The 21,240-nt window shown below is 40.3% G+C and carries 21 protein-coding genes; 7 read left to right on the top strand and 14 right to left on the bottom strand.

The window, feature by feature from the left end:
- Window position 1 precedes the first annotated feature (1 nt).
- Window positions 2-1,057, top strand: coding sequence for a polysaccharide deacetylase family protein (locus ACVCDT_RS10915; RefSeq protein ID WP_447132809.1), 1,056 nt, complete (start codon window positions 2-4; stop codon window positions 1,055-1,057).
- A 157-nt stretch (window positions 1,058-1,214) separates the two neighbouring features.
- On the opposite strand, the gene ACVCDT_RS10910 is transcribed toward ACVCDT_RS10915, so the two are convergent.
- Window positions 1,215-2,642 (bottom strand): hypothetical protein, encoded by a 1,428-nt coding sequence (locus ACVCDT_RS10910; protein ID WP_447132808.1) that lies wholly within the window; start codon window positions 2,640-2,642, stop codon window positions 1,215-1,217.
- A 217-nt stretch (window positions 2,643-2,859) separates the two neighbouring features.
- Between ACVCDT_RS10910 and ACVCDT_RS10905 the strand changes: the two genes are divergently transcribed.
- A complete protein-coding gene (locus tag ACVCDT_RS10905) occupies window positions 2,860-3,150 on the top strand; it encodes a RyR domain-containing protein (protein ID WP_447132807.1) in 291 nt (96 codons plus the stop codon).
- Between the two features lie 52 nt (window positions 3,151-3,202).
- Window positions 3,203-4,816, top strand: a complete 1,614-nt coding sequence (locus ACVCDT_RS10900; RefSeq protein WP_447132806.1) for a hypothetical protein — start codon at window positions 3,203-3,205, stop codon at window positions 4,814-4,816.
- A 113-nt stretch (window positions 4,817-4,929) separates the two neighbouring features.
- On the opposite strand, the gene ACVCDT_RS10895 is transcribed toward ACVCDT_RS10900, so the two are convergent.
- From ACVCDT_RS10895 to ACVCDT_RS10870, 6 genes are read right to left on the bottom strand one after another with little or no spacing between them, the layout of a single operon-like run.
- Window positions 4,930-5,553 (bottom strand): GNAT family N-acetyltransferase, encoded by a 624-nt coding sequence (locus tag ACVCDT_RS10895; protein ID WP_447132805.1) that lies wholly within the window; start codon window positions 5,551-5,553, stop codon window positions 4,930-4,932.
- Between the two features lie 13 nt (window positions 5,554-5,566).
- Window positions 5,567-6,208 (bottom strand): SCO family protein, encoded by a 642-nt coding sequence (locus tag ACVCDT_RS10890; protein ID WP_447132804.1) that lies wholly within the window; start codon window positions 6,206-6,208, stop codon window positions 5,567-5,569.
- A 2-nt stretch (window positions 6,209-6,210) separates the two neighbouring features.
- Window positions 6,211-7,122, bottom strand: coding sequence for a heme o synthase (gene cyoE / locus ACVCDT_RS10885; protein ID WP_447132803.1), 912 nt, complete (start codon window positions 7,120-7,122; stop codon window positions 6,211-6,213).
- A gap of 9 nt (window positions 7,123-7,131) precedes the next feature.
- Window positions 7,132-8,109, bottom strand: coding sequence for a COX15/CtaA family protein (locus tag ACVCDT_RS10880; RefSeq protein ID WP_447132802.1), 978 nt, complete (start codon window positions 8,107-8,109; stop codon window positions 7,132-7,134).
- A 10-nt stretch (window positions 8,110-8,119) separates the two neighbouring features.
- Window positions 8,120-8,686 carry a redox-active disulfide-containing membrane protein gene (locus ACVCDT_RS10875; RefSeq protein ID WP_447132801.1) on the bottom strand — a complete coding sequence of 189 codons (567 nt, stop codon included), beginning with the start codon at window positions 8,684-8,686 and terminating at the stop codon, window positions 8,120-8,122.
- On the bottom strand, window positions 8,673-9,404 hold the full coding sequence (locus ACVCDT_RS10870; RefSeq protein ID WP_447132800.1) for an SURF1 family protein: 732 nt from the start codon (window positions 9,402-9,404) through the stop codon (window positions 8,673-8,675). The genes ACVCDT_RS10875 and ACVCDT_RS10870 overlap by 14 nt, the downstream gene beginning before the upstream one ends.
- A 30-nt stretch (window positions 9,405-9,434) precedes the next feature.
- Between ACVCDT_RS10870 and ACVCDT_RS10865 the strand changes: the two genes are divergently transcribed.
- On the top strand, window positions 9,435-9,644 hold the full coding sequence (locus tag ACVCDT_RS10865; RefSeq protein ID WP_447132799.1) for a DUF2909 domain-containing protein: 210 nt from the start codon (window positions 9,435-9,437) through the stop codon (window positions 9,642-9,644).
- 40 nt (window positions 9,645-9,684) lie between these two features.
- Here ACVCDT_RS10865 and ACVCDT_RS10860 read toward each other — a convergent pair whose 3' ends face one another.
- The 6 genes from ACVCDT_RS10860 to ACVCDT_RS10835 form a co-directional block, all read right to left on the bottom strand.
- On the bottom strand, window positions 9,685-10,566 hold the full coding sequence (locus ACVCDT_RS10860; RefSeq protein WP_447132798.1) for a cytochrome c oxidase subunit 3: 882 nt from the start codon (window positions 10,564-10,566) through the stop codon (window positions 9,685-9,687).
- Window positions 10,567-10,583: 17 nt separating this feature from the next.
- Window positions 10,584-11,141, bottom strand: a complete 558-nt coding sequence (locus tag ACVCDT_RS10855; RefSeq protein WP_447132797.1) for a cytochrome c oxidase assembly protein — start codon at window positions 11,139-11,141, stop codon at window positions 10,584-10,586.
- A gap of 18 nt (window positions 11,142-11,159) precedes the next feature.
- The gene (gene ctaD, locus ACVCDT_RS10850) at window positions 11,160-12,752 is read right to left on the bottom strand and encodes a cytochrome c oxidase subunit I (protein ID WP_447132796.1); all 1,593 of its coding nucleotides are present in this window, start codon (window positions 12,750-12,752) and stop codon (window positions 11,160-11,162) included.
- A gap of 12 nt (window positions 12,753-12,764) precedes the next feature.
- Window positions 12,765-13,874 (bottom strand): cytochrome c oxidase subunit II, encoded by a 1,110-nt coding sequence (gene coxB / locus ACVCDT_RS10845; protein ID WP_447132942.1) that lies wholly within the window; start codon window positions 13,872-13,874, stop codon window positions 12,765-12,767.
- A gap of 392 nt (window positions 13,875-14,266) precedes the next feature.
- Window positions 14,267-14,890 (bottom strand): transcriptional repressor LexA, encoded by a 624-nt coding sequence (lexA, locus tag ACVCDT_RS10840; protein ID WP_447132795.1) that lies wholly within the window; start codon window positions 14,888-14,890, stop codon window positions 14,267-14,269.
- Between the two features lie 101 nt (window positions 14,891-14,991).
- On the bottom strand, window positions 14,992-15,714 hold the full coding sequence (locus ACVCDT_RS10835) for a hypothetical protein (RefSeq protein ID WP_447132794.1): 723 nt from the start codon (window positions 15,712-15,714) through the stop codon (window positions 14,992-14,994).
- Window positions 15,715-16,000: 286 nt separating this feature from the next.
- Here ACVCDT_RS10835 and ACVCDT_RS10830 point away from each other — a divergent pair, with 286 nt between their 5' ends.
- A complete protein-coding gene (locus tag ACVCDT_RS10830; RefSeq protein WP_447132793.1) occupies window positions 16,001-17,008 on the top strand; it encodes a S66 peptidase family protein in 1,008 nt (335 codons plus the stop codon).
- A gap of 9 nt (window positions 17,009-17,017) precedes the next feature.
- On the top strand, window positions 17,018-17,845 hold the full coding sequence (locus ACVCDT_RS10825) for a hypothetical protein (protein WP_447132792.1): 828 nt from the start codon (window positions 17,018-17,020) through the stop codon (window positions 17,843-17,845).
- A gap of 23 nt (window positions 17,846-17,868) precedes the next feature.
- Here ACVCDT_RS10825 and ACVCDT_RS10820 read toward each other — a convergent pair whose 3' ends face one another.
- Window positions 17,869-18,543, bottom strand: a complete 675-nt coding sequence (locus ACVCDT_RS10820) for a peptidoglycan recognition protein family protein (RefSeq protein WP_447132791.1) — start codon at window positions 18,541-18,543, stop codon at window positions 17,869-17,871.
- Window positions 18,544-18,740: 197 nt separating this feature from the next.
- On the opposite strand from ACVCDT_RS10820, the gene plsB reads away from it, so the two are divergent.
- Window positions 18,741-21,176, top strand: coding sequence for a glycerol-3-phosphate 1-O-acyltransferase PlsB (gene plsB, locus ACVCDT_RS10815; protein ID WP_447132790.1), 2,436 nt, complete (start codon window positions 18,741-18,743; stop codon window positions 21,174-21,176).
- The last annotated feature ends 64 nt before the right edge of the window (window positions 21,177-21,240 follow it).

Below are 21,240 nucleotides of genomic sequence, written 5' to 3'. Positions count from 1 at the left end.
CATGCGGTTATTTGGGCGAAAAATTTTATTCATATTAACACTGGTTTTTTATAGTGTTCGTTTATGGGCTAACGACAATGCCGTGATTTTACTTTATCACCATGTCAGTGAATCTACCCCAGCCGTCACATCTGTATCCGCTGATACTTTTAGACAACATATGCAATATTTGTCCGAACATCATAACGTATTGCCGTTAAAAACTGTGGTAGAAAAGCTTAAAAACAAACAACCTTTACCAAATAAAACCGTAGTGATTACCTTTGATGACGGCTATAACAATTTATATCACCAAGCCCACCCCATCTTAAAAGAGTTTGGTTTTGCTTATACGGTTTTTATTAACCCACCTTTAATTGGTCAAGCTAGTTATCAATTAACATGGCAACAAGTTGAGCAAATGGCCAGCGAAAATGCCACTTTCGCCAATCACGCCAGTGAACATTTACACCTACTAACTAAAGAGTCCACTGAGTCAGAGCAAGACTGGTTAGCAAGGGTCACTGAGAACATTGAAAGTGCAGAAAAAATGCTGCAGAAAAAATTAGGTTACAGTTTAAAATATTTTGCCTACCCCTACGGCGAATTTAACTCAACCCTTAAACAACATTTAACCAATTTAGGTTACACAAGCTTCGCCCAACATAGCGGCGCCATTGGCCCTCATAGTGACTTTGCAGCGTTACCGCGTTTCCCAGCGGCTGGGATTTATAGCAAACTTGAATCACTTAAAGTAAAACTAAACAGCTTAGCAATGCCAGTTAGCAACCCCAAGCCTAGCGAACCAGAAGTGTTGTTATCAGAAGCACCTGAGCAAATTTCTTTTGAGGTAAACAGCAAAGACATAAACCTAAAGCAAATAAGCTGTTTTCAATATGGGCAAAGTTTAGAAATTCAAATTCTAGAAAATCAAGTTACAGCTGCCATCCAAGAGATAAAAAAACCAGGCAGAAAAAGAATAAACTGCACCGCACCTAGCATCCAACAGAAAGGCAGATATTATTGGTATTCCCATCCCATGTTTATTCCTACAGCTAATGGAAAGTGGTTAGATTAATAGTCATGAAGTAGGGCTCCCAATTATCTATCATTTTGCATTACCAAAGGCTTCAGTTGATATTTAATTTTGTTATTTTGAAAGTGGATGACTTAATTATTCCGTTGAAATCCAGAGTGCTTGGCGACTATAGAGAGGCAAACGCTTCCTTAATCTCTTAAGGAACCGGTTTCGTTAGTTTTTGCAAACCAATAGCAATTTTTATTGCTTGTTTATAGTCCACTGCAGAGTCCGTGTTTGAATGAATAAATGTGGGTACCCCTTGTTGGTCATGTACTATGGCCAATAGAGACTCAAACGGGGTGCTGTGTATAGCTATGTCAGGGTACAAAGGAGTCAGGTAATTTAAGAATGTCTTCCATCGTTCTCCGCGCTTTTCTAATATTTCCGGTGGCATTAGGATAACTGTTTTAGCCAAACACTGTTTAGTGTTTAATTGATCAAGTTCCCAACCTAAAAAGGGTGTGGCGCCAGCGACTAACATCACTAACTGAGATTGTTCCATCCAAGTCTGAACCACAGTTTGCCAAGATTCGTCGTTGTCTTCTCTGATATAGGTGCGAAAAGCACCGGTTGTAGGCACTTTTTCTCTGGGATCACCGATACAAATTGTGGGTCCTATTTTACTAGTGATTGAAATGATCACGTCTTCAAAAATCGTAGCTTGAAGATCCGTGCGGTTGCCATCATCATTAAAAGAGCGCAGCAATAAAATAGGTACTCTTTGCTCATATTTGATGACGTCTAGGGCATCCGGTTGATGGTATTGGCGAGCTTTTGTAATGGCATAAAAACTATAACCCGCCAATAACAACCCATAAATAGTAGCAATTGCTGCAAGTAACAAACTAAAAACTAATGTGCCCATTGCTATGAAATACCATAACCATGCAGCTTTTCGATTATGTGCGCTAACAAATGCAAAGAAAAAACGAGAGGTTAAGGATTGTTGTTTATGTTGACTGCGATATGCCGCCTCAATCTTAAAAAGATTTCCATGATTTGCATGTAAAATTTCACAGCCTGTTTTGTGATAAATAAATGCAAGACCGCAAAAGCCTAAAGCCACAATAGCGCATATAATCGCCATTAAAGTAAAAATTTCGGTGTGCCAAAAAGAAAAGGCATCGAGAACGATTATGATTGCAATCGCACTGAATATATACACTCCCCAATAAACAGGCCGCTTAGCAATATACAGACAGGCAAAAAAGATAGTAAGCAACAATACAGTGGGTGCCTGCAACCCGTATATGGATGAATTCACGAGGAAAATAAAAACTAGCATCGGAAAAAGTAAAAAATATGCCGTTTTGATAAGTTTGAAATTCGCTGCTATTTCGCCAATATAAATATGCCTTAAGTTTGTTGTGATGGAGCGAGTATAGGTTTGCATCTTATGCATTGTTTCTACTGTGCGATGAATGATGAGAATCAAAGGGACAATAATTAAGATTGAACCAAATGCTGCAAGTAGGATTAATGACAGTGATTCGGCAGATGTAAATTCATTGTAGTTTGCTTGGTAATCTTGATAAATATAAATGCTTATCGCTACTCCAGCTAAAATTAATAAAACCTCCATAAATCTTATTCTGAAACATTTTAAAAACATTGATATTCTGGGCATGCTTAATTTTTCACTTTTATTATGCTTAGGTTATGCTAAATGAATTTTACTATACAAACGTCACTAAAAAATAAGGTTTTATGATCAGATAACCATTTACTTAACAATCGAAAGTCAAATCGTTTTGACCTGTTATTATATTTTTTACTAATTAAAAAGCGCCATCAAACCTATGTCTTATGATCCAAATTATATCAAGCCATTGTTAAATTCACCTTTACCTGATTCACTTGTTGAACTTATCGAGCCATTATCAGAAAAAGTACATGATAGATGGGCTTACGAGCGTCTTTCCACTGGTTGGGTACTCGGTAAAGAACGCTCAGATAAATTAAAAACACATCCTTCCATCATTCCTTACAGTCAGTTGTCAGAAGCAGAGAAAAACGTTGACCGAGCAACAGTAGAAACTGTATTAAAATTATTGCTAGCCCAGGGGTACCGTGTTGAAAAAGAACAATAAGAAAATAGTTTTATACAACACGAATAAAGTGACCAAATAAAAGAAAAGTTTTATGGCAAATTTTGCACAAAATATACAAACCATTCCTATCTGCATCAGCTTGCTCATTGAAGATGAAAAGATGTTTTCACCTGCTGTTTTAGACAATATCAAAGAAAAGCTGGCAACTTTAAGTAACACCTATAGTAATACCAGACTAAACGTCACAATCTGCACAAAAAGTGCAGCAATCCTTGATTCTTTACGTCTTTTATCCGGAGAGAATCTCAGTCGAGTGAGGGTTTTTAGTGAATTACAAAATTCTGGGGCATTTACAGACGAACAAGAAAGCCAAGATTCTGAACCTGATGCAAGCACTACTAAAGCACATCCAGACATAATACTGTCAGTTGCGGGTATCGAAAAAACTAGCCTTACCGAAGAGGAATTAAACTTTCTTCTACCTAAACATAGTCGCATACAAATTTTATCTACGAAATTGCATGGCAACGCTACAGTAGAAATGCTGCGATTGATGACTAACCAAGATCAGGTTGAATGGCAGTATTGGCGATGTAACGAACCGATTACGCAAAAAGTCCAGCTCTGCGATGCATTTACAGAAGAAAAACTCCACGACTTGCAACAACTCGATGAGTACAATAAAAGCTTATCTATGATCAGTGAAAAGCAAATAGCATCAAGCTATCCGCTTTTAAATGCTCAACAAATTGAAGCGTTAAAATTGGTCGAAGATGGGCCTTTGTCAGAGTGTCATCAGCACTATTTGCAGGCAGACGTATTAGCCATGCAGCAACAACAAAAATCAACCCTTGCTTTACGATTGATGGCAGTTGTTTCGCTCTTAAGTGCCACTATTTTTCTGATCAATGCCAATCTTTTTAAACACGTTTCATTGATGGCCTGTTACTTAAGTTTGTTGTTTATTGGCTTTATGCTGACCATGTATGCTTCACGAAAAAAATATTATGAAAAGCACCTGCAATTTCGTTGTTTATCAGAATTTTTTCGTATTAAATTTTTTTGGTTACTCAATGAGTCCAGTCAAGAAGAACCTGCTTATTATCATGATCACGTTACATTGCGAACTGTGTCTAACCTTGGCTGGATAATGGCAAGCTTGAAAAATTGCCCTCAACGAGGCCTGTTCAGCCAGAATGAACAGCGATGCCAAGACATCCTTGCCTCGTCTTGGATTGCCGATCAAAAAGGTTATTTCAATAAAACCTTGGTGCGTTTTAGCAAGCTAAAACAACGGTTATCAGCTTTATCGATAGTCACTATGTGCACAGCAATTATGTCTGGCACCATGTCTATAAGTACGATGTTGTTTAGCCATTGGTTTCCTGAACATTGGGAGCTTAATTTATTGCGTAATATTTTTATTTTTATGGCCGGTTGGTTCGCCTTAGCTGTTGCGGTTTTAGAAGTGTACAAAATGAAAATGGCCAATGAGGATGTTAAACAACTTAATCAGCGTATGTTTAACGTACTCAAAAATGGCGAAAGAATGCTCAAGCAAAGTGATGAGTTAGTTAGCCGACATATCATCATGCGCACCTTGTTAGTTGAAGCCACAACAGAAATATTAGAATGGTTTAATACTAAAAGCGTACATTCTGTCAAAGCGGCTCAGGATGGGTTGATGCGATTGGTGAATAGTTAATTTTCGTGATCCATAAACATCTATTCACTATCCTTAAATATAAAAAGAATAAGCCATACACTTGCACTGCGCTTATATTTACATCGGACAGAAAAGCCTGAAAATAAACCTATTTACTCGTCGACTACATCTTTAGTTAAATGCAGATGTTGGCCAATGCCTAGAGCTTGCATGTTGATGGTTACTTTGGACTCAGATTTTATTCTGAACCCTTGATCTAGATAGAATTTCACAGCATCGATATTGGATTTTTCGACATCTAAACTCAGGCATGATTTGTTATTTGCTTGAGCTTGGTGTTGCATGGTTTTAATTAGTTTTTTGCCTAAGCCTTTACGTCTGTGACTTTGGGCAACGGCAATATGACCCACACACCACTCTTTTGAGGTCGGCTTAGGTAGGCATTCTTGCAGTACTTTACTGCGCTGGATCACTGTTAATAGGTCACTAGGGTCATAAAAGCTCACTAAGCTTGCTAAGGTGGCTTGGTGGAATGACTCGGGTAATTGATTAGTCCAAGCGCAGACGCAGGCCACCAATTGGTTATCTATTTCTATCACCCAGTGATTTTGATAGCCAAACTGCCCATCTGGGTGATTTAAGCTAAAGGTTAAAAAATCTAAGGCTTGAGTTTCACTGCCAAGGCTAAAGACTATGTTTAGTGAATGGGTGGCAGAGGCCAGAATTAACTTAGCTAAGGGCTCAGCATCTTGTTGTGTGGCTCGTCTAATCGCCATGCAATGGGCAAAACTAGTAGTTTGCTATAACTTTTGGCATATCTGACAAAATCTTTTTACCTTCGCTAATAGGCAATTTACCCGCTGCAAACTCTGGTTTAAAGCGCCCAACCACTTGTGCTAGTGGGTTGATCACCACCACCGAAGAACTATGGTCGACTAAATAATTAGGTTTGTCGGTGCTTTCAGACATGGAATACATCATGCCCATGGCTCGCACTAGAGGAAATAGTTGCGGATGCTCACCACTGATAGCCACAAACTCTGGATCAAAAAAGTTAATGTATTCGTTTAAACGTTCAGTAGTATCGCGCTTAGGATCAACCGACATTAAGACCACTTGAATGGGGTACTGAGACTTAATGGCTTTTAACTGTGGGTAAATGCTTTGTAATTCAGACAAAGTAGTTGGGCAAATATCAGGGCAATAGGTATAGCCCACAAATACTAAACTCCAATGATCAATAAACTGCTGCTGGGTAAATTCCATGCCATTGTGATCGGTTAAGCTAAATTCAGGTAAGGCCCTTGGTTGAGGATACACACTTAGGTATTTCACTTCTTGTTCTGTACTAGGTGGCGCAATATTTAGCGCCACTACTATACCAATAATCAAGGCAACTAAAGCCACTAAACCTGACTGGAATTTATTCATGTTTAAAACCTTAAGTAGTGATCGGCTAACAAGACCACAAATAACACCATTAAATGAATTATCGAAAACTTAAACGTTTGCATGGCAGTTTGTTCATTGGCTGTGTATTTTAATTTCCAAGCGTAAAACAAAAATCCGGCATTTAATAAGGTTGAACCAATTAAATAAATCAGCCCTGTCATGCCAATTAAATAGGGCAATAAACACACAACACATAACAATACTGTGTATAACAAAATAGAAGTTTTAGTAAATTCTATGCCATGCGTCACTGGCAGCATAGGGATCTCGGCACGGGCGTAGTCTTTTTCGCGGTGAATAGCTAACGCCCAAAAATGTGGGGGAGTCCAAGTAAACACAATTAACACTAATAACAGAGCATGAGGGTGGATCTCACCTGTCACCGAGGTCCATCCTAACAAAGGTGGAATGGCTCCAGCTAAACCACCAATCACAATATTTTGTGGGGTGGCACGTTTAAGATACATAGTATAAATCACCGCATAACCCACTAAGCCTGCAAAGGTTAAAATGGCCGTTAGTCGGTTGACCCATATCTCTAAAATCACATAACCCACTAGGGTTAACACAGCCGCAAAAATTAAGGCTTTTTTAGGTGAAACTTTACCTTTTACCACAGGGCGATTAAAAGTGCGGGCCATTTTGCTATCTATACGTCTGTCCACAACATGATTAACTACAGCGGCGGCTGATGACAAAAAGCCTATTCCGGTTAAACCGGCAATTAATATTTGCCAACTGATCCAGCTATCACTTGCTAAACACATGCCTACAAGTGCAGTTAACAATAATAACAACACCACTTTAGGCTTAGTCATTTCATAATAGTCTTGGCAAATATCCCAAAACTTTACTTTGTTTTTGTGCTGCTCTGCAGCCACTGACTTACTCAAACTTGTCCCCTAAATTTTTCGATACAAGGTGTAGCTTATTGCCACTAACACCAATAATAAACATGCTGCTACTGCATTATGTAAAACGGCAACCGCAATGGGCAAACTAAAGACCACATTGCTTACTCCTAAAATAATTTGCACCCCTAACACTATTACCATTAAAACGGCCAGTTGTTTAACCAAATTTGAACTGGCAGCGGCATATAATCGAATACCCAACCAACAAAGGTATAAAAAGGTAATGAGTGCGCCAACTCTGTGCATAATGTGCATAGTCATGCGTTCGTCATAATCATGCACACCAAATTCATAGTTTTGAGCTTCAGGCACACTAAAGGCCCCACTAAAATCTAATCTTTCATACCAAGCACCTTGGCATATGGGTAACTCGGTACAAGCTAAGGCGGCATAATTTGCCGAAGTCCACCCACCTAGGGCTATTTGTGCTGTAAGTATAAGAATGCCCAACACCGCAAATTTAGCGTAATTGCGTAGTCTTGGGTCGCCGCCAGGTATGCGGTATGGCGTGAGCCTGAGGTATAATAAAAATAAGCAGGACAATACGCTAAAGCCACCCAGCAAATGCCCCATCACCACCACAGGTAAGAGATTCAAGGTAACCGTCCACATTCCTAGCGCGCCTTGAAAACACACTAAAAACACCAAAAAAAGCGGTAGTTTTACGGTTTTGTTAAATGCCTTACGAAACAAACTGGTCACAAAGATCATGACTATAAGTAAGCCTAAAGCACTGGCAAAGTACCTATGGATCATTTCGTTCCAGGCTTTATGTTCTTCAAAAGGGCGATCTGGAAAAGCTTGTTGGCCAACTTCAATGTTTTCTGTGGTTTTTGCAAAACTGATATGTCCATAACAACCTGGCCAATCAGGGCAACCTAAGCCTGCATCAGTTAAACGGGTATAAGCACCTAAAACTATAACCACCATGGCTAAAAGAATACTTACCAGCACCAATTTTTTCATCGACTTTCCTCTAGCCTATACGCGACAGTTTGAGTACTTTGCGCATGTCGGCCAAAATATCGCGACTATGCTGTACTGCCTGTTCTTTATTATTCTGTAATGGATAACGTAAAATCACATTGTCCAAAGTATCGGCTATGAAAATACCATCAGTGTTAGTTTGTTTAAACACTTGTTGCAGAATTTTTGAGTCGCTTATCTGCAAGCGTATTTGAGTTTGTTGATTGAGTTTGGCTAATTGCTGGGCATCACTTAGTTCGTGTGCTAACACTAAGGCTTCGGCCCTATCCGCGTGTTTACCTAGCGCACTATGTACCTGTGCAATACTATACAAGGCGTTTTCACATGCTTGGTCACAGTTTTGTGGCAATACATAAAGTAACTTCCATTTTGGCTCAGCTTGCCCCTGATTAAGCACAGCCATATCCAAAGGCGTGGCTAACAACTCACCTTTGTTAGTGGCGGCTTGATTGAACCAGCCATTATCTAAGGCCAACTTGGCTAATATCACAGGCAGTAAAAACACTGCCACAAACAGTAAGATTAATGATTTATTATTTTTTTTAGGTGTGTCCACTGTTTTTCCTTCTAATTTTATTTCGTTGAGCAAAACTAAATACCAGCACAGCTGCAAAAGCTAACAGAAACCATTGCATAGCGTAACCCAAATGTTTTTCTGGGGGCATTACTACAGGCTGCCAATTTCTGACAAAATCCTGAGTTGGGTCCGGATCTAACAACAACACAAAAGGCAGTATGGGTTGTTGTAAATGCTGTTGTATTACTGTTAAGTCGGGTTGTTGAATAACCTTAGGCCATAGGCCATCAACTAGCGCAGTTTCGGTGACCATAGTGTTGTGACTGGGTATAGATACCACACCATTAAAGTTTGAAGCCAATGCTCCTAAGTCAATCTCAGGTAATTTATCACGACTATTAGTGGCTGAAACCCAACCCAAATTACTGACTAATAGACCTCGTGCAGTTTGAATTGGTAGCAAAACTTGATAACCCACTCGCCCTTGATGAATTTTATTGTCCACTAAAAATAAGCTTTGGGTTTGAGCTTGGCCTTGTATAGAGACTGGGATATCTAACATCTGCTCTAAATTAGCGGCTAACACCTCAGTTAAGCTCAGCGGCTGAGATTGTTGGGCTTCGTGAATAGCCGCTAGCCTTAAACTTTTTTCTTCGGCCCGTTGTAATTGCCACATTCCTAAAGCAAACATAATGACAACACAGACAAAAGTGCATATGGTAGCGACTATGGGTAATCGTGAAATCAAACGAAACATAATAATTAAGTAGTCTTAAAGGAAAGTGCGATGTTAGTCAAAATTCTTGTGGGTGGGTTATTGTTATTTATGGTGTTCAATTTATTTAAAGCCATGATGATTATGCTCAAAAACGATCCAAATCAACCTTCTATGAGCAAGTTTATAGGCCGTAGAGTGATGACATCTGCCGTGATAGTGGTGCTAATCCTTATTGCGGTCGCGACGGGATTAATTGATCCTAACCCCACCCCTTATTAAAAAATAAGGCTAGGTTGTTTACCTAGCCTATTGATTTTATTTAAAAGATATACACAAAAGCAAAGAGTAATACCCACACCACATCAACAAAGTGCCAGTACCAACTCGCCGCCATAAAGGCAAAATGGTTATCTTTAGTAAAATGACCTTTCATGATGCGTAATAACATCACAAACAAAATAATCGCCCCTAAAGTAACATGGAAACCGTGGAAACCCGTTAACAAGAAGAAAGTATTGCCATAAATACCCGATTGCAATGTTAAATTCATTTCAGTGTAGGCATGAATATATTCTTCAACTTGTAAGCCCATAAAGATGGCACCTAACAATACTGTTATGCCTAACATCCACTTTAATTTAGTTCTATTTCCTTGTTCAAGAGCAACATGGGCATAGTGACAAGTAACAGAAGAAGTTAACAATATTAAGGTGTTAATTAGTGGCAAGCCAGTCCAAGGCATAGCCTCAGTTGTGACACCTCCAGGGGTTTCAACCAAAGGCCAAATTGCCTGAAAGCTAGGCCATAACACTTCAGCGGTCATATCATTGTTCGACGCGCCGCCTAACCAAGGTACCGAAATAAAGCGTGCGTAAAATAACGCGCCAAAAAATGCGGCAAAAAACATCACCTCAGAAAAAATAAACCAGGCCATACCCTGACGGTAAGAACGACCTAACTGCGCACTATACATGCCACTCATAGATTCATGTATTTGATTTCTAAACCAACCAAATAACATTACAAATAAAGTAATTAATCCGGCGGTAAGAATGTAACCACCATAACCTTCTTTGCCACGAGTGCTTTCAATTACAAAATTGCCAGCCCCCACAGCAATTAAAAACAACGCAACCGCCCCCACAAATGGCCAGGGACTTTCAGCGGGAACATAATATTTTTCGTATTCTTTTTCTGACATAGTGTTCTCCTTTACCTTTAGTTCATTGCCACAACATCAGCCGATGCGGTAACGTTGTACAAGGTATATTGCACGGTAAAATAAGTAATATTTTCAGGAAGTTGAGGGTCGACGTAAAACTGCATAGGCATCAACACTTCTTCTCCTGCTTTAAGTGTTTGCTGTTCAAAACAGAAACACTCGGTTTTATTCATATATAAAGCAGCGGGCCCAGGTGAAACCGAAGGTACGGCTTGACCTACAATATTTGTTGCGGCTGGGTTTCTAACATAAAAGTTAACCTGACTCATTTGGCCAGGGTGCACTTTTACTTGCCTAGTTTCGGCTCTAAATTCCCAAGGCATACCTGTATTAATGCGAGTGATAAAATCCACTGTAATCAAACGGCTTTCATCTACTTCCACATTCTGATAAACCGCTGCTGTATCAGCGGTTTTACCATTAATACCTAAGGCATCACACAACACATCGTAAAGTGGCACTAAAGCAAAACCAAAACCAAACATGCCAACAACAATGGCGCATAGTTTCAGCACCATCTTGTTGTTTTTAGCTTGATTATTTTGTGCACTCATAGCTAGTTACCTTAGTTGTTACTTAACTACAGGTGGTGTTTCAAAGCTGTGATAAGGTGCAGGTGAAGGAATTTCCCACTCTAAACCTTCTGCTCCTTCCCATACTTGGTCAGTAACAGGCTCACCTTGTTTTTTACAGGCTTTAATAAGCAAGGCTAAGAAGATCAACTGCGATAAACCAAAAGCAAAACCGCCAATACTGATCCACTTATTAAAATCGGCAAACTGTAGGGCATAGTCAGGAATACGACGTGGCATACCTGCCAAACCTACAAAGTGCATAGGGAAGAACAATACGTTAACCGAAATTAATGAACACCAGAAATGCCATTTAGCTAAAGTGATATCAAACATTTTCCCTGTCCACTTAGGTAACCAGTAATAAACCGCCGCCATAATCGAGAAAATAGCACCTGTTACTAATACATAGTGGAAGTGAGCAACCACAAAGTAGGTATCGTGGTATTGGAAATCTACTGGTGTAATGGCCAGCATCAAGCCTGACAAACCACCTATGGTAAATAGCACAATAAAGGCTAAGGCAAACAACATAGGCACTTCAAAGGTCATAGAGCCGCGCCACATAGTGGCTACCCAGTTAAACACTTTTACCCCTGTTGGTACCGAAATCAGCATAGTGGCGAACATAAAGAACAGCTCGGCTGCCACTGGCATACCTGTGGTAAACATATGGTGTGCCCACACGATAAATGACAACAAGGCAATAGATGCAGTTGCATACACCATAGAGGCATAACCAAATAATGGTTTGCGCGCAAATGTAGGAACAATTTGCGAAATAATGCCAAAGGCCGGCAAGATCATTATGTATACCTCTGGGTGACCAAAGAACCAGAAAATATGCTGGAACATCACTGGATCACCACCACCAGCGGCATCAAAGAAACTCGTACCAAAGAACTTATCTGTTAGTACCATAGTTACTGCGCCAGCTAATACCGGCATAACTGCAATAAGTAAGAACGCGGTAATTAACCAAGTCCAAACGAATAACGGCATTTTCATCCAAGTCATACCTGGTGCGCGCATATTAAATATGGTCACTATTACGTTGATTGCCCCCATAATAGATGAGGCACCCATTATATGTACGGCAAACACAAATAAGGCTGTGCCATCATTACTATAGGTAGTAGATAAAGGCGCATAGAAAGTCCAACCAAAAGCTGGGCCGCCTCCTTCCATAAATAACGACGAGAGCAAGATTAAAAAGGCAAAAGGTAAAATCCAAAAGCTCCAGTTATTCATGCGTGGCAAGGCCATATCTGGCGCACCTATCATCATAGGCACAAGCCAGTTAGCCAAACCAGTAAAGGCTGGCATAACCGCACCAAATACCATGATTAAACCATGTACTGTGGTCATTTGGTTAAAGAAATTAGGATCAACTATTTGCAGGCCAGGCTGAAATAACTCAGCACGAATGACCATAGCCATGGCACCGCCCACTAAAAACATAATAAAGGCGAACCATAAATATAAGGTACCTATGTCTTTGTGGTTAGTTGTGTATAACCAGCGCTTAATACCGCTAGGAATGTGATGCTCGTGATGGTCATCATGATGTGAATCTGAGGTTGTTGCTGTCATGGTCACCTTCTCCTATTTTCCGTTTATGGCTGAGTTAATATCTTTGGCTTGCACCAAGTCGCCAGTGTTATTACCCCAAGCGTTACGCTCGTAGGTCACCACTGCGGCGATTTCAGACATAGTTAATTGTTTTGCGTAGGCTTGCATGGCTGTACCTGTTACACCATTAATGATCACATCAATGTGTTTAGGCTGATCTTCCAATGCGATTTGGCTGCCTTTTAGGGCTGGGAATACACCAGGTAAACCTTCACCGTTAGGCATGTGACATGCCGCACAGTTGGCGTTATACACTTTTTCGCCCAAATCCATAGCTTCGGCCATAGTCATATTCATAGCGAGTAGACGTTGTTCTTCTTCTTTGGCTCTTTGCTGAATTGCTTGTTGTTCGGCAATCCATTGGTCGTATTCTGCTTGCTCTTTAGCAATGACCACTATGGGCATAAAGCCGTGGTCTTTACCACACAGCTCAGCACACTGGCCACGGTATATGCCGGGCTCGTTTACTAAGGTCCAAGCGTCGTTAATAAAACCAGGGTTAGCATCTTGTTTTACCGCAAAGTCCGGAACCCACCAAGCATGGATAACATCATCAGAGGTAATTAAAAAACGGACTTTTTTACCAGTAGGAATAACTAGAGGACGATCAACTTCTAATAAGTAATTTTTACCTTTCGATAGTTTGCCAGAGATTTGCTCAGCTTGAGTGGCCATTTTTGAATAATATTCAACGTCATTATCCATATACTTGTAATGCCATTTCCACTGAGAGCCAGTTACCAATACAGTTAAATCGGGTTCGCTGGCGTCTTCCATATCGATCAGCAAATTCATGGCCGGTACAGCCATGGCGATCAAAATAATAAAAGGGATCACTGTCCAAGCTATTTCAACTTGCACATTCTCATGGAAGTTTGCAGGTTTTACCCCTCTGGATTTTCTATGAAAATACATAGAAACAAACATAGCGATAAATACACCTGCGCCTATCACGACACAAATAATAAACATCAGCATGTGTAAGTCGTAGACTTCAGTACTGATATCAGTCACGCCTTTGGTCATATTAAGCTGATATTGATCAATTTTGGCTTGTGTTTCTGCAAACACCGGTGAAGCCATCAACGCAGATAGCATAACTCCAGCCTTGGACAATGTTTTCTTCACTTGGCACCTCGTATACGTCAAACGTACTTATTATTATTTCTAAAGTCACAAGCTAAAGCGGCTAAATTTAAGTCGCCTTAGTTAAGATTTAGTTAAAATATTGTAATTTTTTGCTACTGGGATGTTAAGGGTCGCTTATTTAATAGCTACTAGTCTAGCTTTTTTGTTTAACTTACCGCCAAGTGGTGATTTTTTAAACACAAAATTGCAAATAATGGCTTTTTTTTGTTATTTCTTACTTAACGAATAACTGAAGTGTTTGAATTCACATAAAAAAACGCAGAAGCCGTAAAAGCATTCTGCGTTTTATATGCGTAAAAGCGAGGTACAAGAATTATAGAAAAAGCTTACATCCAATCAGCGTTTCTAATTACGCCAACCGCAATACCTTCAATATTAAAAGGTTGTGAAGCTAAATCGACCTTAATCGGAGAAAAGTCTGGGTTTTCTGCATGCAATAATACTTCGCGGCCTTTCTTTTCTAGGCGCTTAACCGTGACATCTTCGTCGACCCGAGCAACCACAACTTGACCATTATGAACATCAGTGGTGCGATGTACTGCAAGCAAATCACCATCTAATATACCAATGTCTTTCATACTCATGCCATTTACCCTGAGTAAAAAGTCAGCACTGGGTTTAAATAAACTCGGATCCACTTGATAGTGACCTTCAATGTGCTCTTGCGCCAATATAGGCTCACCCGCCGCCACTTGACCAATTAACGGCAAACCTAAGTCTTCTAATTGATCTTCAAGGGGGATATTTAATTTAATCCCACGCGACGTACCAGGCAAAATTTCAATCACCCCTTTACGTGCCAAAGCTTTTAAATGTTCTTCAGCAGCATTGGCCGATTTAAAACCAAGTTGACGGGCAATTTCAGCGCGGGTAGGTGGCATACCCGTATCTTGCATGGTGTCTTTAATGAGTTGTAAAACTTCTTCTTGTCGTGCAGTTAGTGGACGCATAAACAGCCTGTTTTTCTATACAGTTGGTGTGAGTATATACAGTTATGTTTAAATGGCAACGTGATTTTAAACACACCACCCAAATACTCAACTAACCATGCTTAAGTGTTAGATGCCTTGAGCTTGTTTAATCTCGCTAGCAACTCAACGCCCTTTTGTGGGTCGCTCACTACCTTGCCCAATTCAAAGTAAATATAACGACTCAATTTAATTAACTCGGCATATTTATCTGGGCTCATCATTAAAATTTCGCTAATACGAGTAACACTGACTAAACAACAATCGGCAATCTCAGCATTATAATTTTTGGATAAGTACTCAACCATTTTGTCTGTACCCATATTATTGCCACCAATAGGGATAGTTTTAATTTCTTCTAAGCGCTGATTTAAGGCAGTGGTTTTGTCTGTGGTTTGGATCAGTAAATCAATGGCATATGCCGCCAGTTCAGGTTGCAATGCCAGAATATTCTGACGTAGCAGTGTTAACTCTGGGTGGGTCCAATCACGAATATTAGCCTTGGCGTATACATTGATTGCCTCTTCACTGACTTTTTTTGCGATTATCAAAGAGTCTAAATTCTGTTTTGGTGAATGCATTACTTTGTTTTTTAATAAAGCATTGGCTTTATCCACTAATAATTGGGCCTGATGTTGCGCCTCTTCTAGCCTTAGCATAGATTCGGTTTTTGCTGGCTCGCCACCACAAGCCATAAGTATTAAAAAGATCCCTAAGCTGCAAATGAAGCTAATAGTGTTTTTGGTAATCAATTGAATCCCTACTTGATGATTAATAAAGCACAGTTTATGCGCTGTTTTAGGCATGCTAACACAAGCTGCAGATTCTCATAAATTAGCGACCTTGGTTGCTCAGTGTAAACAGACCTCAACATTTTATAAGCAAGTGTTTGTTAAGATTGGGGCAAAAAAGTCTGTGTTACCCTTAGCCCTATTCAAACTATCTATTTGTTGTAGAATTCAAATAACAAATGCATAGATAAAGCCACAATTTTAGGCTAACGCATTGAAAGTGATAGGTTAATTACTAGAAATCAAAAAATAAAAAGGGCAAGTATTTATGTTTACTAGGCGCGACGTTTTGCGGTTAAGCATGGCAACCACTCTGGCTTCTGTAATGCGCTCTTCGGCGGCAACAGAGACCAAAAAGTTAACATTAAACAAACCTAAACACTTACAGGCTGGGCAGACCATTGGCCTAATTGCACCAAGCAGTAATGTGGCTGAAAACCAAGATATCGCCTTTGCCATAGACATCATTAAGTCTTTTGGTTTTAAGGTAAAGTTAGGCCAACATTTATATCAAAGACATGGCTATTTAGCCGGTGAAGATCAAGAGCGGGCAGCAGATGTCAATCAGATGTTTATTGACCCTCAAGTAGACGCCATATTTTGCCTGCGTGGGGGCTATGGGTCTCCGCGTATTTTACCTTATTTAGACTTCGACAGTATCAGTCAATATCCCAAAATTATTATGGGTTACAGTGATGTAACTGCTTTACTCAACGCCATTTATACTCAAACCGGCATGATCACTTTTCATGGGCCTATTGCCGCGCAAAGTTTTTCTGACTACACCCTTGCCCAATTTAAACAAGTACTTTATCAGCCACAGCCTAGCCTTATTGCCCAGCCGCCGCCTTTTGAAATGGCAGAAGGTCGGGCCGAACGCGAAAACCGTATTAGTGTCATTCAGCATGGACAAGCCAAAGGCAAACTAATTGGCGGCAACTTATCACTTATGGTCAAATTAGTTGGCACCCCTTACGAACCTTCATACCAAGGCAATATTTTGTTTTTAGAAGACGTAGGCGAAGCCCCTTACCGCATTGATGGCATGTTTACCCATTTAAAATTATCCGGGCGCTTACAGCAATTAGCCGGCATAGTCTTTGGAAAATGCAGTGACTGCGAGTCTAAGGGCAATTCGCTTAGCATAGAGCAAGTATTAAACGACCATTTAAAACCACTTGGTATTCCGGTTGTGCGTGGTTTAATGATTGGCCACATAGAAGACAACGCTACTATTCCTATTGGCGTTATGGCCCATTTAGATACCAAGGTTTCTGGCATTGCTATGCTTGAAGCCGCGGTAAGTTAAGGAATAGCCATGTCTTTATTTGCTTTATTACTCAGTCAAACCCTAATCTTTGCGCCACAGCCAGACATTCGCTTAGAAGTAACTCAATCAGAGCCAAGCAGTCATTGGGCATTTTTAGCGCCGCACCAAACTGAGCACATAGCCAACGATTATGTGGCTAGCCAAATTCAACAAAAAGGCGGCATTTTTGTGGTGCTCAAGCAAAATGGCAAACGCCATATTTACTTAACCATTCAGCAAAATAGCTATCAAGTGGATCCAAATCGAATTTTTACCCCTTTAGGGCGTAAACAAAGTTTGCTGCGCTTAAATCCACAGTTAGCCAATCAGCCTAAAGATTTGCAGCTTGCCCTTAAAAGAAGTGCAGACTTGGCCGAGTTTATCTTACAAACCATGCAAGCTGATAAGGTTAAAACCTGGGTAGCCATACATAACAATACCAATGGTTACACTGGTGATGGGCATGGAGGACGTGGCAATGTGTCGATTAAACGTTATGCCAAAAAACTACTATCTGGAGCAAATTATCTGATCCAGGTAAATGATGCCGAACAAGATGAAGATGATCTGTTTTTTATCACCCATAGCCAAGACTTTGAGGCTATGCGTCAAGCGGGTTATAACGTGGTAAGGCAAAACCCTAAGGTAGCCACAGATCCGTCTGAAGACGATGGTTCGTTATCGGTACTTGCTGAAAAGCGCGGTTATAGGTACATCAATATTGAAGCTGAGCGCAGTGATCATGACGGCTTTGGAGAAAACCACCTCAATCAACAAAAACACATGATTGATTTAGTCTTTGAATTATTAACTCAACAAACAAAATCTACCCAATAACCAAGGAGGCTCCTTGCAGCCAACTATATTGCTGGTTTGGGGACAGGTTTTATTTTGGCCTTTTTAAGACCAGCGCGAATTTGCTGCATATTGCTATCGCCAGGATCATTTTTTTCGGTTAAATAATTGGGATCTTTTTCTTTCCACAAAGCATGACCAATAAATTGTTTATATTCGTGATGACCAATCACATACTCTAGCTGGTGTTGGCCAGCAAGATAGTCAATTAGCGCAATATTGGCTTGGATCTGTGCCTGAGTTAAGGGTAAGGCTTTACCGTCTGCAATGTTTTCTATGCCAATTGCGCTGTGATTTAACCCTATAGTATGGCGTGCAAAAGTTGTAGTTGGCAGTAATTGATAAATGCTGCCGTCGCGATCCACTAAAAAGTGGGCCGACACATTTAAGGCACTGGCTGCATTGATATTTTCACGACTCGAAGGCAATACCGCAGGGTTAAACACCTCAAAAGTTTTTTCTAAAGTGGGAACCACTGTCCAATGCACTACTACCATTTTGGGTTGAATGCTGGGTTCACTTTGCACTATGCCGTAACGCGTACGCAAATAGTCTAAAGATAAGCGTTTGCGCTCTTCATCAAAGACTATTGGCCATTGGGTTATTTGCACTGGAGCTTGAGAGGCGCAGCCCATTAGACCAGTGATTAGCAATACAATATAAACTCGTAGCATACTCATAAAATTTGTTGTCCTTTTTGCTTAAGCTAACAACTAAAGTTGCCGTAGAAAAGTCTGATTTAGCGATTTTCGCTGCGAATACCCACATACACCATCAATTTAAGCGAAATAAAGCCTTGTATAAGCTATCAAAGATAAACAGCTTTTTAACTCTGTGGTATGCTTCAGCAGTTAAATTCTATGAGGCAAAAATCTATATGTTGTGGCTGCATAAATTGCTGTTAACAATAGTCACTGTGCCAGTGAAATGGCTAGTTAAAGTGAATAGTATTCCTAGCGACTTAGTGACCGAGTTAGGTATCGATAAATCTAAACCTATTATTTATTTGTTGCGCACTCGCTCTGTTACCGATCAACTAGCATTAAAAATGTCTACCGCTCAATTAGGTTTACCCAAACCTACGCAAAAAATTGAGCTAGCTCAGCAAAGTCATCCAGCTTGTTTGTTTTTACAAAAACCTCGCTCAGTGTTTAATCGTGCTAGAACCAGCACCTCTATTTATGATGATGCCGAACGCCTATTTAGTTTGCACAGAGAAAACCCTGATCTAGACGTGCAACTCGTGCCAGTCACCATTTTATGGGGACGTACCCCAAGCAAAAGTATTTCGGGTTGGTCAGATGTAATTGCCAATCAAATGTCACCAAGTTGGTTACGCAAGTTTTTTATCGTTTTGTTTTTAGGTCGCGACAACTTTGTGTGTTACAGCAAGGCGGTATCCTCGAAAAAAATGCTGGAACTAAAAGGCAGTGATCACGACTTAGCCCATAAATTAATTCGCGTGGCAGGCACCCATTTTTATCGCCGCCAACAAAACTTAACTGGTCCACAAATTTTAGGTCGTCACCAATTATACAATGGCGTGTTGGGTTCAGAATCGGTGCGCGCACAAATTAGTGAAGAGGCCAAAGAGAAACACCTAAGCCCACACCAAGCTAAACAGCTCGCCAAAAAATACGTAGACGAAATTGCAGCCGACTATCGCCCAGGGCTAATCAGGCTGGGAGAAAAGATTTTAACCAAAGTGTGGAATAAAATTTATAACGGCATTGAAGTACGCCACGCTGAAAAAGTCAGAGCACTGGCGCAAAACGGCCATGAAATAATCTATGTACCTTGTCATCGCAGTCATATGGATTATTTATTATTGACCTATGTGATATACCACGAAGGCTTAGTTACCCCGCATATAGCTGCGGGTATCAACTTAAATTTCCCTCCCATAGGTGGTATTTTACGTAAGGGTGGCGCCTTTTATTTAAGACGCAGCTTTGCAGGCAATAAACTCTACACAGCGGTATTTAGAGAGTACCTAGAATTACTATTTAACAAAGGTTATTCGGTAAAGTACTTTCCTGAAGGTGGACGCAGCAGAACCGGGCGCTTATTACCGCCTAAAACCGGAATGTTAGCCATGACTGTGCAAGCCTTATTAAAAGGGGTAAACCGCCCTGTTAGCATAGTGCCAGTGTATATTGGCTACGAACATGTCATGGAAGTATCCAGTTACCTGAAAGAGTTAAAAGGCACCAGTAAGAAAAAAGAGTCGTTTTTTCAAATATTCTCGGCCATTAAAAAGCTTAAAAATTATGGTTATGGCTACCTGAACTTTGGTGACCCTATTAACCTCACAAACTTTTTAGACCAAAACCAGCCCAGTTGGCGTGAAGAACCAAACCAAGGGGCAGATAAAAAACCACAATGGCTCACACCAGTGGTAAACAGCTTAGCCACTGAGGTAATGAGTCGCATAAACCAAAGTGCCGCCATAAATGGCATGGCGCTATGCGCTACCTTTTTACTCTCGGCCAAAAAGCACGCCATGACCGAAAGTGAACTAGAACAAGCCATTGAACACTTTTTGGACTTAATGCAAAAAACGCCCTACAGCCCTTGTACAACTTTACCTAGTCAATCAGCTAAAGATATTTTGGCCAACACCTTAAAGCTCAATCGTTTTAGCGTCACCGAAGACAGTTTTGGCAAAATCATTTCGTTAAAAGATCAAAATGCGGTGGCCTTAACCTACTATCGCAACAATATATTGCACCTATTTGCCTTGCCCGGCTTAATTGCCGCCATAGTGTTTGTGAATCAACACTTAAATAAAACCCAAATAATAGAATTGATGGCCAAGCTTTACCCGCTATTAAAACGCGAACTCTTTATGCATATGGATACAGAGCAAGCTAGCCATTACATTACAAGGCTTTTAGACACTATGCTCGACATGGGGTTATTGGCAGAAGAAAATCAACACATACTGCCACCAGCACCAACCAGTGCAGGATTTTATTCGGTGTGGCTACTCAATCGCAGTGTGCAAGAAACCTTGCACCGTTATGCAGTGGTACTAACCCTGTTATCTAATCATAAGCTGATCAGCCGTTCGCAGTTAGAGAAAAAAAGCCAACAATTTGCCCAGCGTCTAGCCAGTTTACACGGCATAAGTTCACCAGAGTTTTTTGATAAAAATGTACTGGCGAGTTTTATTAACGCATTAAAAGAAAATGATTTAATCAACACTTGTGACGACGGACAGTTGCGCCATACAGACAAAAGCGAAACCCTTAAAACCCAAGTGATAAGTTTGATTTCACCAGAAATAGCACAGCGCTTGCAGCAGATATAAAACCTTAAGAATGGATATTAACTCATTTGTATTAATTAAGGTTAACCCGTGTTTATTAAAGAAT

The organism is Paraglaciecola aestuariivivens, from assembly GCF_052983255.1.
Note: the sequence above shows the minus strand (reverse complement) of the source record. Positions and strands in the feature narration are given on the sequence as shown.